Source organism: Fulvimarina fulva (assembly GCF_039652615.1).
In the GTDB taxonomy this organism is placed as follows: Bacteria; Pseudomonadota; Alphaproteobacteria; order Rhizobiales; family Rhizobiaceae; genus Fulvimarina.
Genome location: NZ_JBDJAC010000002.1, coordinates 152,249 through 167,399, shown reverse-complemented (window position 1 = coordinate 167,399; position 15,151 = coordinate 152,249). Strand labels below are relative to the sequence as shown.

The 15,151-nt window shown below is 60.2% G+C and carries 16 protein-coding genes; 4 read left to right on the top strand and 12 right to left on the bottom strand.

The genetic code is table 11. The features are described from left to right. Positions 1 to 20: 20 nt before the first annotated feature. The 11 genes from ABDX79_RS04360 to ABDX79_RS04310 form a co-directional block, all read right to left on the bottom strand. A complete protein-coding gene (locus ABDX79_RS04360) occupies positions 21 to 497 on the bottom strand; it encodes a GbsR/MarR family transcriptional regulator (protein ID WP_346219278.1) in 477 nt (158 codons plus the stop codon). A 200-nt stretch (positions 498 to 697) separates the two neighbouring features. Then, the gene (gene pth, locus ABDX79_RS04355) at positions 698 to 1,441 is read right to left on the bottom strand and encodes an aminoacyl-tRNA hydrolase (protein ID WP_346219038.1); all 744 of its coding nucleotides are present in this window, start codon (positions 1,439 to 1,441) and stop codon (positions 698 to 700) included. A gap of 95 nt (positions 1,442 to 1,536) precedes the next feature. Continuing rightward, positions 1,537 to 2,235 (bottom strand): 50S ribosomal protein L25/general stress protein Ctc, encoded by a 699-nt coding sequence (locus ABDX79_RS04350; protein WP_346219037.1) that lies wholly within the window; start codon positions 2,233 to 2,235, stop codon positions 1,537 to 1,539. A gap of 250 nt (positions 2,236 to 2,485) precedes the next feature. Next, positions 2,486 to 3,244 carry an alpha/beta hydrolase family protein gene (locus ABDX79_RS04345; protein WP_346219036.1) on the bottom strand — a complete coding sequence of 253 codons (759 nt, stop codon included), beginning with the start codon at positions 3,242 to 3,244 and terminating at the stop codon, positions 2,486 to 2,488. A 112-nt stretch (positions 3,245 to 3,356) separates the two neighbouring features. After that, entirely contained in the window at positions 3,357 to 4,289 is a 933-nt protein-coding gene (locus tag ABDX79_RS04340; protein ID WP_346219035.1) for a ribose-phosphate pyrophosphokinase, read from the bottom strand. Positions 4,290 to 4,460: 171 nt separating this feature from the next. Then, positions 4,461 to 5,462: a hypothetical protein gene (locus ABDX79_RS04335; RefSeq protein WP_346219034.1), complete on the bottom strand. Its 1,002-nt coding sequence runs from the start codon at positions 5,460 to 5,462 to the stop codon at positions 4,461 to 4,463. Positions 5,463 to 5,618: 156 nt separating this feature from the next. Beyond that, positions 5,619 to 6,773, bottom strand: a complete 1,155-nt coding sequence (locus ABDX79_RS04330; protein ID WP_346219033.1) for a M24 family metallopeptidase — start codon at positions 6,771 to 6,773, stop codon at positions 5,619 to 5,621. A gap of 5 nt (positions 6,774 to 6,778) precedes the next feature. Next, positions 6,779 to 7,549, bottom strand: coding sequence for a peptidoglycan editing factor PgeF (pgeF, locus tag ABDX79_RS04325; protein ID WP_346219032.1), 771 nt, complete (start codon positions 7,547 to 7,549; stop codon positions 6,779 to 6,781). A gap of 66 nt (positions 7,550 to 7,615) precedes the next feature. Beyond that, positions 7,616 to 8,719, bottom strand: a complete 1,104-nt coding sequence (locus tag ABDX79_RS04320) for a class I SAM-dependent methyltransferase (protein ID WP_346219031.1) — start codon at positions 8,717 to 8,719, stop codon at positions 7,616 to 7,618. A gap of 5 nt (positions 8,720 to 8,724) precedes the next feature. Beyond that, complete coding sequence (lgt, locus tag ABDX79_RS04315) at positions 8,725 to 9,618, bottom strand: prolipoprotein diacylglyceryl transferase (protein ID WP_346219030.1); 894 nt, start codon at positions 9,616 to 9,618, stop codon at positions 8,725 to 8,727. Between the two features lie 402 nt (positions 9,619 to 10,020). Then, the gene (locus tag ABDX79_RS04310; protein ID WP_346219029.1) at positions 10,021 to 11,565 is read right to left on the bottom strand and encodes a Tad domain-containing protein; all 1,545 of its coding nucleotides are present in this window, start codon (positions 11,563 to 11,565) and stop codon (positions 10,021 to 10,023) included. Positions 11,566 to 12,067: 502 nt separating this feature from the next. Here ABDX79_RS04310 and ABDX79_RS04305 point away from each other — a divergent pair. The 4 genes from ABDX79_RS04305 to ABDX79_RS04290 all read left to right on the top strand — a co-directional run bounded on the left by ABDX79_RS04305 (position 12,068) and on the right by ABDX79_RS04290 (position 14,404). After that, positions 12,068 to 12,331, top strand: a complete 264-nt coding sequence (locus ABDX79_RS04305) for an accessory factor UbiK family protein (protein ID WP_346219028.1) — start codon at positions 12,068 to 12,070, stop codon at positions 12,329 to 12,331. Between the two features lie 301 nt (positions 12,332 to 12,632). Then, positions 12,633 to 13,136 carry a type III secretion system chaperone family protein gene (locus ABDX79_RS04300; RefSeq protein WP_346219027.1) on the top strand — a complete coding sequence of 168 codons (504 nt, stop codon included), beginning with the start codon at positions 12,633 to 12,635 and terminating at the stop codon, positions 13,134 to 13,136. A 4-nt stretch (positions 13,137 to 13,140) separates the two neighbouring features. Further along, positions 13,141 to 13,962 (top strand): pyrroline-5-carboxylate reductase, encoded by an 822-nt coding sequence (proC, locus tag ABDX79_RS04295; protein WP_346219026.1) that lies wholly within the window; start codon positions 13,141 to 13,143, stop codon positions 13,960 to 13,962. An 88-nt stretch (positions 13,963 to 14,050) separates the two neighbouring features. After that, on the top strand, positions 14,051 to 14,404 hold the full coding sequence (locus ABDX79_RS04290) for a tRNA-binding protein (RefSeq protein ID WP_346219025.1): 354 nt from the start codon (positions 14,051 to 14,053) through the stop codon (positions 14,402 to 14,404). Positions 14,405 to 14,443: 39 nt separating this feature from the next. Here ABDX79_RS04290 and ABDX79_RS04285 read toward each other — a convergent pair whose 3' ends face one another. Then, positions 14,444 to 14,911: a MarR family winged helix-turn-helix transcriptional regulator gene (locus ABDX79_RS04285; protein ID WP_346219024.1), complete on the bottom strand. Its 468-nt coding sequence runs from the start codon at positions 14,909 to 14,911 to the stop codon at positions 14,444 to 14,446. Between the last annotated feature and the right edge of the window lie 240 nt (positions 14,912 to 15,151).

The following is a 15,151-nucleotide window of genomic DNA, read 5'->3' as shown; positions in this document are numbered from 1 at the left end:
TTGCGTAGATCGTCCAGGTCTCAGCTTCGAATGAACGAAGCTATGCGACCTCCAAGCTTGACGATGGCGGTCAGTGTCGAGCGGGGCAGACGGCGGACCTGATCATACCAACCCGACAAATCTTCCAGAAAATGCAGCATGGTCACAAGGCGCTCTCGCATCACCGGATCACTCGTTTCGCTCCGGTCTGCTTCGTCGACGCAGTCGCGCAGCATAGTGAGCGCGGGATCGATCTCCCGTTTCTTTCGCTCCTCAGCGATCCGGAGCATGATGTCCCAAGGGTCGTTCTCCGCCTTGAAATGATCGCGACGATCGCCGCGCATGTGCACGACCTCGACAAGCTGATAGGTCTGTAGTTCCTTTAAACTGGTGGAGACGTTTGACCGTGCAATCGAGAGGGTCTCGGCGATTTCGTCCGCGGGCAATGGATTGGCGGACAGGTACAGGAGCGCGTGGATTTGCGCGACGGATCGATTCACGCCCCATCGGGATCCCATTTCACCCCAATGCAGAATGAACTTTTCTCTGACAGGGGTTAAAAGCACTGCTTTCTCCAATTTCTGTTCATACAGAAATAAATGAATTAAAGCTGGAGTCAACGGCCAGAAACCGGCAGGCTTTTGAGCTGTACCTTTTTTGCCGGGCTTGGCTATGTGAGCGAGAGGTCTTGCGGCTAGTTACACACGATGGATGTTTTTCACTCGCCCTTGCCGAACATCCGCTTCAGCATCTCGGCCATGGGGCCCTTTTCAGGCACCTTGATCTGAGGGCCGGTGCCTCGGGCCTGGTGGATGTGGCTCTTGCCCTTCGCGGGTTTTGCTGCCGCATCGGGCTTTGGTGTCTTCTTCGGGTTCGATGGCGCCGAAGCGTCCGTGCCGCTCGCGGTCGAGACCTTGTTCATGAACGTCGCGTCCTCGCCCTTCACGAGCGGTTCGATATTGCGGACGATCGTGTCGAGAAGGGGATCCAGCCACTTCTTGTCGGCCTTCGAGAAGTCGCCCAGCACATGAGGCGTCACCGCCTCCTTGCGGCCAGGATGGCCGATGCCGAGGCGCATGCGCTTGTAGTCACGCGTACCGAGATGGGCGTCGGTGGAGCGAAGGCCGTTGTGACCGCCATTGCCGCCACCTGTCTTCACCTTTACACGGCCCGGATCGAGATCGAGTTCGTCATGGACGACGATCACGTCTTTCGGCTCGATCTTGTAGAAGCGCGCCGCCTCGCCGATCGAGCGGCCGGAATCATTCATGAAGGTGAGGGGCTTCAGAAGAAGAACCTTCTCGCCGCCGATCTGGCCCTCCGATATCTCGCCGGAGAACTTCTTCGACCAAGGCGAGAACGCCGGGTCTCGTGCGATCTCGTCGACAGCCATGAAACCGATATTGTGCCGGTTGCCGGCATATTTCGGACCGGGATTGCCGAGGCCTGCGATCAGGATCATGGACCATTCCTTTCGTCGTGGGCTTCATACCAAAACGGCCGGATGAAACACCCGGCCGTTCGATATATCTGTCGAGAAGAGCGTGAGACGCCAGCTTATTCCGGGCCGGCCTTCGTCTCGCCTTCGACGGTCTGAGCGTTCTGCTCGGTAACTTCGGTCTCGGTGACCTCGCCGTCCTCCGGAGCCTCGTCCTCGGAGATCTCGCCGCCTTCTTCCTCGGAGCGCAGTGCCGCAGGAGTCGCGATCGTGGCGATCGCGAAATCGCGGTCGGTGATCGTGAATTCGACGCCTTTGGGAAGCTTGATCGAGGATGCGGCCAGCGTGTCGCCGATCTCGGTGCCGGTCAGGTCGATCGTGAAGTATTCCGGAATGGAGTTCGCGGAGCATTGGACTTCGACCGCGTGACGCACGACGTTGAGGACGCCGCCGCGCTCGAGACCCGGGGAGGCTTCTTCGTTCTCGAAGTGAACCGGGATTTCGACCGTGACGCGGGTCTTCTCGCCGACGCGCAGGAAGTCCACATGCTCAAGGAAGTCGCGAACCGGATCGAGCTGGTAATCGCGCGGGAGGACCTTGATCTTCTCGTTGCCGACGGTGATCGTCGCAAGATTGGTCATGAAGCCGCCAGCGTGAAGCGCAAGGAAGGTTTCCTTGTAGGGGAGCGCGATCGGCAGGGGTTCTTTGTTGTCGCCGTAGATGACGGCTGGAATCATGGCGTTGCGGCGCAAAGCTCTGGCGGCCCCCTTGCCGACCTTTTCGCGCTTCTCGGCCTTAACCTCGAAGGTCTGATGCATGGTTTCGTCCTTTGACTGTTGAGGTGGTCGCCCGGTTTCTTAGAAAGCCGGAAACGACGAAAAGCGGCCTGCCGAAGGCAAACCGCCTATCTCCGCGCTGCCTCCAAGGGTGTCTGCGCGGACGGGCGTGCGTATAACGCAGGCTTGTCATAAGGGCAAGCGGTGGCGAGATGCTGGCTGAACCTTTTGGTCTCGGATCGCGCGGCTTTCTCAACGCGGCAGAGCGATGGAGACGATTTGCGGTCGCGCGTCAGAAATAGCGGCTTGCCCAGGCCGCGATGATGCCGGCAGCGTATTCGGCATCAGCTCCTTCGGTCAGGAAATGTGTGGCGCCTTCGAGGGATACGAAGCTCTTGGAATGCCGGGCGCGCTCGTGGATCATGCGAGCATTCTCGATCCCGACCACATCGTCGGTCGGTGAGTGCAGAACCAGAAGGGCCGCATCGAGCGCATCGATCCGTTCGGGTTGGGGCTGATCCTTCAGGTCGTCGACGAATTTCCGGGCGATGGTGAAGGTTCGGCCGCCGAGTTCGACCTCGGCCCGGCCATCTTTCCGGATCGCATCGAGCGCTTCCTCGAAATTATGGATCACATGCCAGGCATCGTACGGCGCGGCGATCGTCGCGACGGACGTGCATTCGGCAATCTCGCTTCCCGCTGCGATCGCAACCGAGCCGCCGAGGCTGTGTCCGACGACCAGTTTGGGAGCGGCATATCGCTCCCGCAGGAAAGCGGCAGCCGCAATCGTATCCTCGAGATTGGTGGAGAAACTCGTCTGCTCGAAATCGCCTTCGCTCTGGCCGATGCCTGCAAAGTCGAAGCGCAAGGTGGCAATGCCTGCCTCCGCGAGCGCCCGGCTCACCTTGACGCTGGCAAGAAAATCCTTGCCGCAAGTGAAGCAGGGGCAAAACAGAGCATAGGCGACCGGATCGGTGTCGGGAACTTCGAGCCGCGCGGAAATCCGGTTGCCGTTTGATCCCGCGAAAACGACCGATCTGCTTTCCGTCATTTCGCTGTTTGCCTCACATCCTCGCAAAAAGGGTAGGACAGGAGCGAAGGAAAGCCACCCCTTTCAAGCCGCGGTCGCTTGAGATGGCGCGGCGAATATGAGGGGCGTTCGCTCAGTCGAAGAGGCTGGAAACCGACTCTTCCGAGGCCGTCCGCGCGATCGCTTCGCCAAGAAGGTTGGCGGTCGTTACGATGCGGATATTCTCGGTCTCGCGGATCGCCTTGGTGGGCTCGATCGAATCCGTGATGACGAGCTCCTGAAGGCTCGATGCGGCGATACGGGCCGCCGCGCCGCCCGATAGGACGCCGTGCGTGATATAGGCCGAGGCGCTGTTCGCGCCGGCTTCGACGAGTGCCGCCGCCGCGTTGCACAGCGTGCCACCCGAATCGATGATGTCGTCGATCAGGATGCAGTTCCGGCCCTCGACGTCGCCGATGATGTTCATGACTTCCGATTCGCCGGGCCGTTCGCGGCGCTTGTCGACGATGGCGAGCTGAGCATCGAGCCGCTTTGCCAGCGCCCGAGCGCGAACCACGCCGCCCACGTCCGGCGAGACGACGGTGAGATTCGACAGGTCCTGATGCTCCTTGATGTCCCGGGCAAAGAGCGGAATTGCAAAGAGGTTGTCGGTCGGAATGTCGAAGAAGCCCTGGATCTGACCGGCATGGAGATCGAGCGTCATCACGCGGTCGGCGCCGGCATGGGTGATGAGGTTCGCAACGAGCTTGGCCGAGATCGGGGTGCGGCCTCCAGCCTTACGGTCCTGCCGGGCGTATCCGAAATAGGGGATGACGGCCGTAATACGCTTGGCCGAGGCGCGGCGCATCGCGTCAATGATGATCAGGAGCTCCATCAGGTGATCGTTCGCAGGGTAGGATGTCGACTGGAGAATGAAGACATCCTCGCCGCGGACATTTTCCTGAATCTCCACGAAGATTTCCTGATCGGCGAACCGGCGCACCAAGGCCTGACCCATCGGAAGCTCGAGATATTTCGCCATCGCTTCCGCAAGCGACCGATTGGAGTTGCCGCTGAAAATTTTCATCACGCTGGTCCGTGTCTCGGCTGTTCCGTCACATCCATCGCGTCGGGAGCCTGCCGAACGGCTCCCGGGGACGCGCCGCTATCGCAAGCGCGCTTTACCAGCCTGCCCGGAAACTTCAACCCAAACGTCGTTCGGACTTGTCGGACATGGTTACGGCCTGTTGCCTTGATGTCATCCCGAGGCCTGTGGAAGGCTCTGTGCTTCCTGAAGCGTCGTTCTCGCGACGCGGTCGAGCACCGCGCGATCGACACCTGCCCATGATCCATCGGGCGACCTGGCAAAGCGCTCCTGTCCCTGGATGCGGTGAATACGCTCGTCGTTTTGATCCAGAACATCCCAGACATAGACCAGCACCGATTGATCGCCTTCGTCGAACGCGCTGAAATAGCCTTTCAGGCGGACCGAGGCCTGTTTCTCGGAGGCCGGTCGAATGGTGACGCCCGAACGGTTTGCTTCGTCGGCAAGGGCCTGGGCGAGAATATTGGCCTGTTCGTTGGGGGCGCCGACGAGCGGCAGGAACTGGACCTCGGAGCTCGTCTGGCCGACTGCTGCGATCTGGCTTTGCGGTTGAGGTGCCGGAGCCGGTTGGGAGGGCGGCGGCGCGAGGCTGGCCTCTTGAACCTCTGTGAACGTTTCCTGTTCGCTGGAATAGGCCGGCTCTGCCACTGGCTGGGCGACCGTCTCGGCAGGCTGCTGGATCGGCTGCTGGCTTGTTGGCGGCGCAAGGAGCGGGGCCGACTGGATCGTATTCCCGGCTGGAGCGGCCTGCTGATAGGTGTCGTTTCGCTGGAACGAGGCGTTCTGCATCAAGCTGTTGTTCTGCTGGATGCCGGCGCTTTGCTGGCTGGCCGGAGACTGCTGCACCGGCTGTGAATAATCAACGCCGGACGACTGGGAGACCTCGCCCAGCTTTTCCACGGGGTAGGGCGGTGTCGGCGCGGACGGGCCGCCATAGCCGCCCGAACCCTGATTACCGGAACTTGCCGATGTCACGGACGGCGAACCGTAGACGCCGCCACCCGAGCCAATCGATGCAGGCGGAACGAGGTTGCCATCGATCCCCGAAATCATGTCCATCGTGGAGCATGCATTGAGCATAGCCGGCGTGAGGGCCGCGACGAGGAGGGTCGCCGTCTTTCGATCGAAGCGTCGCTTTCCGGTCACGCTGGTCAAGCCTCTTGCTTATCCCGTTAGTCGCTCCGTCCGGCGGGAGGAACATGATGTCTCGTGACGCTGGGAGAAAAAGCTTGATGGGTGGTGAAGAGAACCTCACCTCAATGCCTATAAGTTTTACGGCAAAGTAAACGGAGTCTTGCCGTTCTTGCCCGTTCAGGGTCTGATCACGGGGAGGTCCAGAGAGAGCTTCGAGAAGGGCTCCGGCGCGCCGTCGGTCGTGAGATAGGTCCGGCCAAGGGTCATCGCGGTGCCGCTCTCGGAGTCCATGATGATCATATGGGCGAACAAGGTCATGTTCGGCTCGATTTCTGTCGCATTCCCGGACATGAACATCGGTGCATCCATCCATGAGGGTGCATATCGGGCGCCCAGGGAATAACCGCAGGCCGAGAGGCGATGGCGAGCGAGATCGTGCGCTTCCATCACCGTCGCATGGGCGTCGAAGACGTCGCCGAAGGTTTTGCCCGGCCGCATCGTCTTTTCCACCGCTTCGAGCGCTTCGGTCGCGGCGTTATGGAGTTCGCGGTGCCGTTCGCTCGGCTCGCCGATGATGACCGTGCGCATCAGCGCCGAATGGTACTGCGCCTTCACGCCCGCCCATTCCAGTGTGAGCTGGTCCTGTTCTTTAAGCTTGGTTCGCCCTGATTTGTAGCGGCAGAGAAGCGCTGCTTCTCCCGAGCCGATGATGAAGGGATTGGCCGGATAATCGCCACCCTTCCTGAGGATCGTGCCCTGAAGCACCGAGAGAAGTTCGCCCTCGTCGGCGCCCGGCTTGATGAGCGGAAGAAGGTCTTCGTAAGCCTCGTCGGCAAGCCGCGCCGCTTCACGGACCTGGGTGATCTCGGCCGGCGTCTTCACGGCGCGGATCAACGGGATCAGAAGCGAGGCATCCTTGAGGGAGGCGAAAGAGCCGAGACGCTCCTCCACCATCCTGCCGTTCGACGCCGTCAGGCCGTGGGTCGACCATTCGACGCCGATCTTCGCGCCGAGAAGATCCATATCCTCCAGCATGTCGCGCAGTTCGATCACCGGATCGGCATTGCCACGATCGCGCCAGATGATGACGGTCTCGATGATCGAGGTCTGCCGCGCCTGCCGCATGTCGGCCGAGCGCGTGAGAAGCCGCATCTGACCGTCGGCGGTGAAGACGAGGCACTGGAAGAAGCAGAAGCCGAACGTATCGTAGCCTGTCAGCCAGTACATCGATTCCTGCGAGAAGAGCATCAGCGCGTCGAGCTTCTCCTCCTTCATCCGCGCAATCAGGCGCGCCTGGCGGGCTTCGAATTCCTCGCGAGTGAAATGCAGCATTAGGTTCAGCCTTTGACAGCGATTGCTGAGAGCTGGCGTCCATAATCCGGATCGCCGTTATGGGTCGACCGGCGGAACGAAAAGAACCGCTGATCGCCATAGGTGCACAGGTTGACGGATCGCCCGTCGACGCCTGCCTTTTCAAGGCGCTCGAGGATGAGGCCCGGCAGATCAAACTGGTATTTTCCCGGCGCGCCTTCCTCGAAAAAGCGCCGCGCCGATGGGCCGGCAGCTTGCACGGCTTCGTCGAGACGTTCGGCACCAACTTCGTAATTGGCCTGACTGATGGTCGGGCCGAGGACGGCGGTGATGCGCGACAGCCTGGCGCCAAGGCTGACCATCGCTTCGAGCGTCGCCTCGATAACGCCGCCGGTCGCACCTTTCCAGCCGGCATGGGCCGCGCCGACGACGCCTGCTTCGCTGTCCGCGAACAGGATCGGGCCGCAATCGGCCGTGACCACGCCGACGGCAAGCCCCGTCGTCTTCGTGACGACGGCATCGGCTTTTGGCCGCTCGTCACCGAAAGGCGCCTCGACGATCACCGCAGTCGGCGAATGGATCTGCCAGGGCGTTGCCAAAAGGTCGGGAGAAAGTCCCATGAAGCCCATGGCACGCGAGCGGTTTTCGATAACGGCCTCACGGTCGTCATCTGAGCCGAGGCCGGCATTGAGCGAAGCATAAAGTCCCGTCGAGACCCCGCCTTCACGGGTGAAGAACCCATGGGTAATCGACGGTCCGAAGGCCTCGGCCGTTTCAACTTGGTTTTCGTTCAGCACCCTCGCGCCGCCTCGCGCCGTGATCTTCGTGTTCGCGGCGGATGGTGGTTGAGGGGCGAGGGGAAGTCAATCGCCCCCTGACGCCGAGAATGGCGGAAGGTCGATGGGCGCAGAGGAAACGCCCATTACCTTGAAAAGATCGCCCATATCCTTCGGTCCGTTTCCTGCAAGCCGTTGAACATCTGCGCGAATCTGGTTTCGGCCTGTTTCGTCGAGGGGAGCGCCGAGGCGGCCGGCGCGCTCCAGAAGGCCCATGGACAGAAGGAAATTGCCTTGGGTCCGGATGGGCGACGACATCAATCCGCCCTCGGTAAAGCGGTGAGCGAGGCTTTCGAAATCGACATGGCTGGTCAGATCCGCCTCTCCGGGACGATCGAGAACCGGAACATAGCGATGCTCCGAAAGGGCCTGAAAGGTATCGCCGACCTGTGAGATGGCATGGCCATAATCGATGAAGAGACCTGCGCCGCCATCGGTGTGAAGACGCTGGCCAAGACCTGCAGCAAGGGTTTCTCGCGCCGGAGAATATTCCGCGATCGCTCCCTCCTCGAGCCTGCTTGTGTCGATGGCCGAGAGCCAGACGGGAAGGCGAGCCAAAGCGTCGCCGAGGACGAAGACAAAGCCTCCATCGGCTGAGAGATCGATCCTTCGCTCCCGCCAGGCCCCCTTGTCGAGAACGGCCTGCCGGATCGCGATCGCGTCGAACAGCTCGTTCGCAACGACGATCATCGGCATGGATTCGAGCTCTTCGATCCGCCGGACGCGCTTGATCGGCAAATCGAACCCTTCGAGCCGGCTTGCCTGAAGCGCGGCGAGGCGCTCGCTGGTTTCGACGAGCCGGATGCGCGATGCGGCAAGACAGTCCGGCGCAGTTCGCCGAAGCGTGCGCAGGATGTCGGCCATCAGCGTGCCGCGCCCCGGACCGATCTCCGCCAGGAGAAAGGGCGAGGGGCGTCCGAGCGCGGCCCAGACGCTGGCGCACCACGCGCCAATCAGTTCGCCGAACATCTGGCTGATTTCGGGCGCCGTCGTGAAATCGCCGGCGCGCCCGAACGGTTCGTGCGTGGAATAATAGCCGTCTTTCCGGTCGAAAAGCGCGATCTCCCAGAAGCGCTCGACGGTCATCGGTCCGCGCTCGCCGATCTCCCGGGCGATCTTTTCTGACAGCATCGCGGTCAAGCGGCCGATGCGTCCGCTTCGGCCTTCGCACGCTTGGCCGTGATCCGCGGGTCGGAGGCATGGGAGTGGTATTTCGAGAATGCCATGCCCCAGAGACCGATGAGCAGCATGGGGATCGACAGGATCATGCCCATGGTCAGCCAGCCGCCGTAGAAATAGCCGAGCTGGATGTCCGGCATGCGGAAGAACTCCACGAAGATGCGCGCCGAGGCATAGGCGAACAGGAACAGGCCACCGACGAAGCGCGGCCGCTTGAACATGCCGAAATGGTGGGTCGCGATGCGAAGAATGATGAAGAGAAGGATGCCTTCGAGCGCTGCCTCGTAGAGCTGGCTCGGATGGCGCGGTTCGGGGCCCGCTCCCGGAAAGACCATTGCCCATGGAACGGTGGTTGGCGCGCCCCAGAGTTCGCCGTTGATGAAGTTCGCGATCCGCCCGAAGAACAGGCCGAAGGGCGTGCAAGCCGCCGCGATGTCGAGCATGGACCAGAGCGGAACCTTCTGGACGCGGCAGAAGATGAGGATCGCGATGACCACGCCGATCAACCCGCCATGGAAGGACATGCCGCCTTCCCATACCCGGAAGACGGCCAGCGGATCGGCGAGATAGCGTTCGAAATCATAGAAGAACACCGATCCGAGGCGCCCACCAAGAACGATGCCAAGCGTGATGTAGAGAACGAAATCATCCGTCTCGGTCTTCGTCAGTGGCGAGACGCCGTCCGGCCAGAGTTTGGGATTGCTGACGATGGCGCGGCCGTAAAGCCATCCGCAAAGTATGCCGACCACATAGGCAAGGCCGTACCAGCGCAGTTGCAGAACTCCGAGGTCGAGGAAAACGGGATCGATCTGCGGATAGCTCAAGACGCCGAAAGCGGTGAAAGGGATCATCGGTGGGCCTGTCTTTCGCGTGGCCAGGAGAGCAGGCCGCGCTTGATTCGGTTTGCGGCCGGTTTGGCGAGGCAGTTTGGCCGGGTCAAGGCGAGGGCTCGCCAATCGAGAGCCGTCTCGCCGCCGAATGCTTGCGGCTACAGGACCGATTTGCGCGGTTTTCCCGGGTTCAGTTCCAAAATCCAGCGCGTGCGAGATGTTGCTACGACTTTCGTGCGAACGCTACTGAACGAAACATTGCATCGTGCCGACCAAGCCGAACGCGCGGGCGAAACGATCCTGTTTCTTTGAAGGAGGAGCGCGCATTCATCTGGTACGCTTGGCTCAGCAAGAACCTCTCCGTCTTCGACCTCGGCTCACCGATAGCGATAGGGCTCTTTTGAGAAGGAAAGATGGTGCCTTCTATTGGACAAGCCGTATTCGCTTGACTGAAGAAGCGATCGCCCGGAACGTTTCCGTCAGTTCCGAAGCGGACTGGATCGCGAAGTAATAATCCTTGCCACTCGCGCATGGCTTCAGAAGCGCTTCGTCGCCGCCGATGAGATTGATTGTGAAGAGTTCGATGCCGGTGCCCTTGGCATTCTCACAGGCCAATGCGGTTCGCGCATCGATGAGGTCTTTCTGATCGCGGCCCCACCAACGGTTCTGGGTGTTATAGCCGTCGGTGAGGACAATCATCACTTTGCGGACGTTCGGATCGGCTTGCGCCGACGTAAAAGGCGCTGGTGGAGAGAAAACCTCCATACCCCACTGGATCCCGATCGTCACATTCGTATTGCCAGATGGCCTAAGGCCATCAACAGCTGTTTTGAGTGACGTCAGATCGTTGGTCAGGCCGCGGATGGGGTACAGCGTGTCGACAGAGCAATTCGCTTGAGGGTAGATCGACTTTTTCTCGGCAAAATTTACCGGATCCGGCAGGACGTCGTATTCCCGGGAGCGATCCACGATGCATCCGCTCCAGGCGAGAAGATCGTTGGTCCCGTTCAAGAGAAGATCGTTGTTCGAGGTCTCGGTGTCCGTCCCATACCCCTTAGAGACCGTCTGTGATCGATATCCATTGGGCATGGGTTGGTTATAAATTTCCTGCCCTAAACTCAACAGTCCCATGAGATCGAAGCTGATCAGGCAGCCAAGACTGAAGCTGCTCGACTTGCGGACGATGAGACGACCATTGTACTCAAATGTCCAGTAGGTTGTATTGGAAAGAAGTGCGGAATAGCAGCGAGATGTATTGACGGTGAATCCGGTGTTGCTGCTTGAGCAGCGATTGCGATCGGTGCTGTTGCTTAAAAGCGAACAGTTCGCTTTCGCCGGTCCCAGCGAGGCAGATGCTTCACATGCCGCCTTGTCGTCAGGGTCGGTCAGAAGGGAGCACTGGGTGGTCGAATTGTACGGATTTCCTGCGGTCGACGAATAGCCGATCGGGAAATTTGCGTTGTCGACCCTTATCTGGGTGTCGAAAGGAACAAGAGCCGCCTGCGTTTTCCCTCCGCTGGTGAACTCGTCGAGAAACAGTTTAACCGCACTGCGAAGCTCAATAATTCGGTTGTCGGACGACATCGATCCCGAGCTGTCGAGAACCATGACGACATCGAGCGGTGTATCGGCAGTTGCGGCGACCGCTGTGATCATTTTGTCGATCGAAGCCGTGTTGATCAAGCGCAGGAAGTTCGTCTTGTAAGACAGTTGTACTGTGTAGACGTGTCGGCCCCCCTCGATCTGCAGGTTCGGCGTGCCGACTGTAATACCTTTTGGCAGGTTGGTCTTGAAAATGAGATCTGCCTGTGTGCGCTTTTCCGAGAGGGTTCCCGATAGCTTAGTCGCGGCCAGGACAGCGATATCCGCTGCGTGTTGCGTGTTGCTAACAGCTCGCTGAGCACCCGCCAGATCCGTCGCGCCGCCGGCCACGAGCGCGAGCGGAAACATGGCGAGAGCTGCCAGCATGGCATAGTTTCCCGATTGATCCCTTATCAGTCGTTTGAGGATGGTCTTTAGAATACACATTTTATACTTACTAATTCTGGGCCGGACCGAAATTCGGTAAGTTGGGATTGTGATCCTTCGCTAAGTCGTTGTTTTGATACATAGCGCTGAAGGTTTTACAGTTTTCGAGATTATGCTTCCCAGCAGTATTGATCCTTTGATATTACCGCTTGGTTGACGTGATGTTCATCAACGCAAATGATTAGGAATTGAACGATCGCATCATATTATCTTATGTTATGAATTTGATCCGCGGTGCGCGCTTATTTTGCTTTGGATGGTCAATCTGATGGGCTTTCGATAACGGGCATGCCACTTCAGGCATCCCGGGCGTCAAAACAGCCGTTTCATCGAATAATAGCGACCGAGCGAGCTCATCGGCATTGCCGCTCGCACGATGCGTCTCTACCTCAGGTGCTGACCGTTCTAAATCGACCTCAGGCATTCAAGAAGGATCGCCCCCATGCGCAATCAGGCTCCTAACCGCATTCTCGACGAATTCGCACGCGTGATGACCGACGCCGCCGGTGCCGCGCAAGGCGCGCGCCGCGAGGCCGAGACGTTTTTTCGCGCTCAGGGCGAACGTCTGATGAGCCAGATGGACGTCGTGCAGCGCGAGGAATTCGAGGCCGTTCGCGAGATGGCGATCAAGGCCCGCTCGGAGAACGAGGCCCTGAAGGCGCGGATCGCGGCGCTTGAGGAAAAGCTGGGCGGCCAATCGTCCTGACGATCGCGTCCGAGCTTCAGACCTCGAGAGCCTGATCCATGGTTATCCACAGGCTCTCCACAGGAAATCTGCGCGCTCGTTGACGGCCCCAAAGCCCTGTCGCGACTCGTCTTTCGACTCACCGGCGAGGCGCCGCGAATTCGGTAAATGTTTCGGAATTGTGAAAAACTCGGAGAGGGACTTAAGCCTCGGACTCTGCGTCTGTATGCTGCTTTCAGAAGGTGATTCGCCATAGGCGGCGGCGACTCTTTTTCGCGCCATTCCAAGCGGGATGGCAAGATGCGGCACACGAGGAAACAACATGAGTCATCTTTTTGAGGACGAGGGCTTCAGGCAAGCTCACCCCGTCGACACGATCGAATGGGTCGCGTCGGCGCACGACTGGGTGTTCGAACGGTCCTGTCAGGACGAACTGGCGATGACTGTCCAGGGCGTCTGGTCCGATTACGCAGTTTCTTTCTCATGGATCGACAATCTGGAGGCGCTGCATCTCGGCTGCGCGTTCGATCTGAAGGTCCCGCCCCATCGGCGTGACGAGATCGGGCGTTTGATCGCTCTCATCAACGACAAGCTGGTGCTCGGCCATTTCGGCTATTGGGATGCAGAAGGCGCGGTGATGTTCCGCAACTCGCTGCTGCTTGCGGGCGGCGTCGAGGCGACGAGCGGACAAGCCGAGGCGATGCTGGCGAATGCGGTCGATCAGTCGGACCGCTTCTACCAGGCGTTCCAGTATGTGATCTGGGCCAACAAGACGGCGTCCGAGGCGCTGGCCGCGGCCATGTTCGACACGGTTGGCGAGGCCTGACGCGATGGCATTCGACGGCAAGCGCATCCTCGTTCTCGGCGGCGGCAATATGGGTTGCGCATTGATGGGAGGCTGGCTTGACGGCGGCCTCAGCCCCGATGCGCTGCTGGTCGTCGATCCGAACCGCGGAGATGCGCTCGCCCGTCTCGTCGAAACCCACGGATTTCGCCATGAGACCGAAGTCCCTTCGGATTTCGATGCGGACGTCGTGCTGATCGCGGTCAAGCCGCAGATGATGACGAAGGCTTTGCCCGCGCTCGAACCGGCATTATCGGAGCGGACACTGGCCGTGTCGATCGCCGCCGGAACGTTGGTGGACAAGTTGAAGACGCTCATCGGCGAGCGGCCGATCGTTCGCGCCATGCCCAACACGCCGTCGCTGATCGGGCGCGGCGTGACGGGGGCGTTTGCCAATGACGCGGTGTCCGAGGACCAAAGGCAGACGGCCGATGAGCTGCTGTCCGCGTCGGGACCGGTGGAATGGGTCGAAACCGAAGACCTGATCGATGCCGTTACCGGTGTTTCCGGCAGCGGTCCGGCCTATGTTTTTCATCTTGCCGAATGCATGGCGAAGGCCGGCGAAGCCGTCGGGCTTCCGCGCGATCTCGCGCTCCGGCTCGCGATGCACACGGTGGCTGGCGCTGGCGAACTCATGGTGCGCTCGGATGAGCCTCCCGCCAAGCTTCGCAAGAACGTCACGTCCCCGAACGGCACGACGGAAGCCGGCTTGTCCGTCTTGATGAACGAGGAGACCGGCCTTCCGCCTCTCATCGAAAAAACCGTGAAAGCCGCGCGAGACCGTGCGATCGAGCTTTCGAAGGATTGAGCCATCGGGCCGGCGAGCGGGAACCAGTGTTTCAATAACCCGGCGCGTCGGCAGGATGAGCGGAAGAGAATAACCGGCGGGCAGGCCCATGGACGCTCAGCAGACAGAGACGATTTCGTTCGACGATTTCCTGAGGGTGGATATCCGCGTCGGGACGATCGTCGAGGCCGAGCCTTTCCCGGAGGCCCGCAAGCCGGCGATCAAGTTGCGGATCGATTTCGGCGGCTCAATCGGCGTCAAGAAGTCTTCGGCGCAGATCACCAAACACTACGAGCCAGCCGATCTCATCGGCAAGAAGGTCTTGGCCGTCGTGAATTTTCCGCCCCGCCAGATCGGCAAGTTCATGTCCGAAGTCCTGACGCTTGGCGTGCCGGACGATAGCGGCGAGGTCGTGCTGATCTGCCCGGACGAGGATGTCCCGATCGGCGGCCGGTTGTACTGATCCCGGCTTCCACTGCATGTCGGCGGGGTTCGACCGGCCTCAATCCTGATTCTTGTCCTGCCCATCCTTCGGCGTTTCGTCGACATCGCCGCCCAGGGCTTGAAGCAAGACCCGAAGACTGTCGGTCAAAGCTGCTTTTCGGGTCTCGTCGAGCGTTTCGACCGCGGCCTCGATCGTCCTCATCGGATCTTTCTTCAAAAGCGTGCGTCCTCGCTCGGTGAGATCGAGCCGTTCGGCGCGTCCCCGTCCGATCGTGCCGCGCTTCTCGATGAAACCCTTGCTGATGAGGGTTCGGACCGTGCGGGCGACGGCTCCGGAGGCGAGCCCCTGAAAGCGCGCGAGGTCGATCGCGGTGCGCAGATTTTCAGGCGAACTGTTGAGATAGCGCAGGGCAGCCCATTGGGCCGGAAACAGCCGGGCGGTATAGCCCTGCGAGTGCATCCGCCGCGTCAGCTGCTCGAGTCGCCCTGCGATCTCGCGTGTTTCTGAATTCAGATCGCTCGCCATCCTGCTCATCCCAGTTTCGCATCGTGGCACCAGGTGTCATGACCAATACCATAAGTTTTGATGACGAAGTGGCATCGGCATCGTTTCATTGATCAAAACTGCGTCTCTTACCGTTTTGTCGCAACCCGATCTCACGCGCGTTTTCGATGGCGTCGAAAGGTCGTTGTGAGAGCGAAACGGCGCCCGCACCCGTAGATGCGAGAATAGCTCTGCGCAGCCTGGAAACAAGCAGAGCGCGAA

Bases quoted from the DNA above. Each gene is read 5' to 3' on its own strand.
- ABDX79_RS04360 (WP_346219278.1), bottom strand. From the start codon at position 497: ATGGGATCCCGATGGGGCGTGAATCGATCCGTCGCGCAAATCCACGCG.
- pth (WP_346219038.1), bottom strand. From the start codon at position 1,441: ATGATCCTGATCGCAGGCCTCGGCAATCCCGGTCCGAAATATGCCGGC.
- ABDX79_RS04350 (WP_346219037.1), bottom strand. From the start codon at position 2,235: ATGCATCAGACCTTCGAGGTTAAGGCCGAGAAGCGCGAAAAGGTCGGC.
- ABDX79_RS04345 (WP_346219036.1), bottom strand. From the start codon at position 3,244: ATGACGGAAAGCAGATCGGTCGTTTTCGCGGGATCAAACGGCAACCGG.
- ABDX79_RS04340 (WP_346219035.1), bottom strand. From the start codon at position 4,289: ATGAAAATTTTCAGCGGCAACTCCAATCGGTCGCTTGCGGAAGCGATG.
- ABDX79_RS04330 (WP_346219033.1), bottom strand. From the start codon at position 6,773: ATGCTGCATTTCACTCGCGAGGAATTCGAAGCCCGCCAGGCGCGCCTG.
- ABDX79_RS04320 (WP_346219031.1), bottom strand. From the start codon at position 8,719: ATGCTGTCAGAAAAGATCGCCCGGGAGATCGGCGAGCGCGGACCGATG.
- lgt (WP_346219030.1), bottom strand. From the start codon at position 9,618: ATGATCCCTTTCACCGCTTTCGGCGTCTTGAGCTATCCGCAGATCGAT.
- ABDX79_RS04310 (WP_346219029.1), bottom strand. From the start codon at position 11,565: ATGCTGGCAGCTCTCGCCATGTTTCCGCTCGCGCTCGTGGCCGGCGGC.
- ABDX79_RS04305 (WP_346219028.1), top strand. From the start codon at position 12,068: ATGCGCAATCAGGCTCCTAACCGCATTCTCGACGAATTCGCACGCGTG.
- ABDX79_RS04300 (WP_346219027.1), top strand. From the start codon at position 12,633: ATGAGTCATCTTTTTGAGGACGAGGGCTTCAGGCAAGCTCACCCCGTC.
- proC (WP_346219026.1), top strand. From the start codon at position 13,141: ATGGCATTCGACGGCAAGCGCATCCTCGTTCTCGGCGGCGGCAATATG.
- ABDX79_RS04290 (WP_346219025.1), top strand. From the start codon at position 14,051: ATGGACGCTCAGCAGACAGAGACGATTTCGTTCGACGATTTCCTGAGG.
- ABDX79_RS04285 (WP_346219024.1), bottom strand. From the start codon at position 14,911: ATGGCGAGCGATCTGAATTCAGAAACACGCGAGATCGCAGGGCGACTC.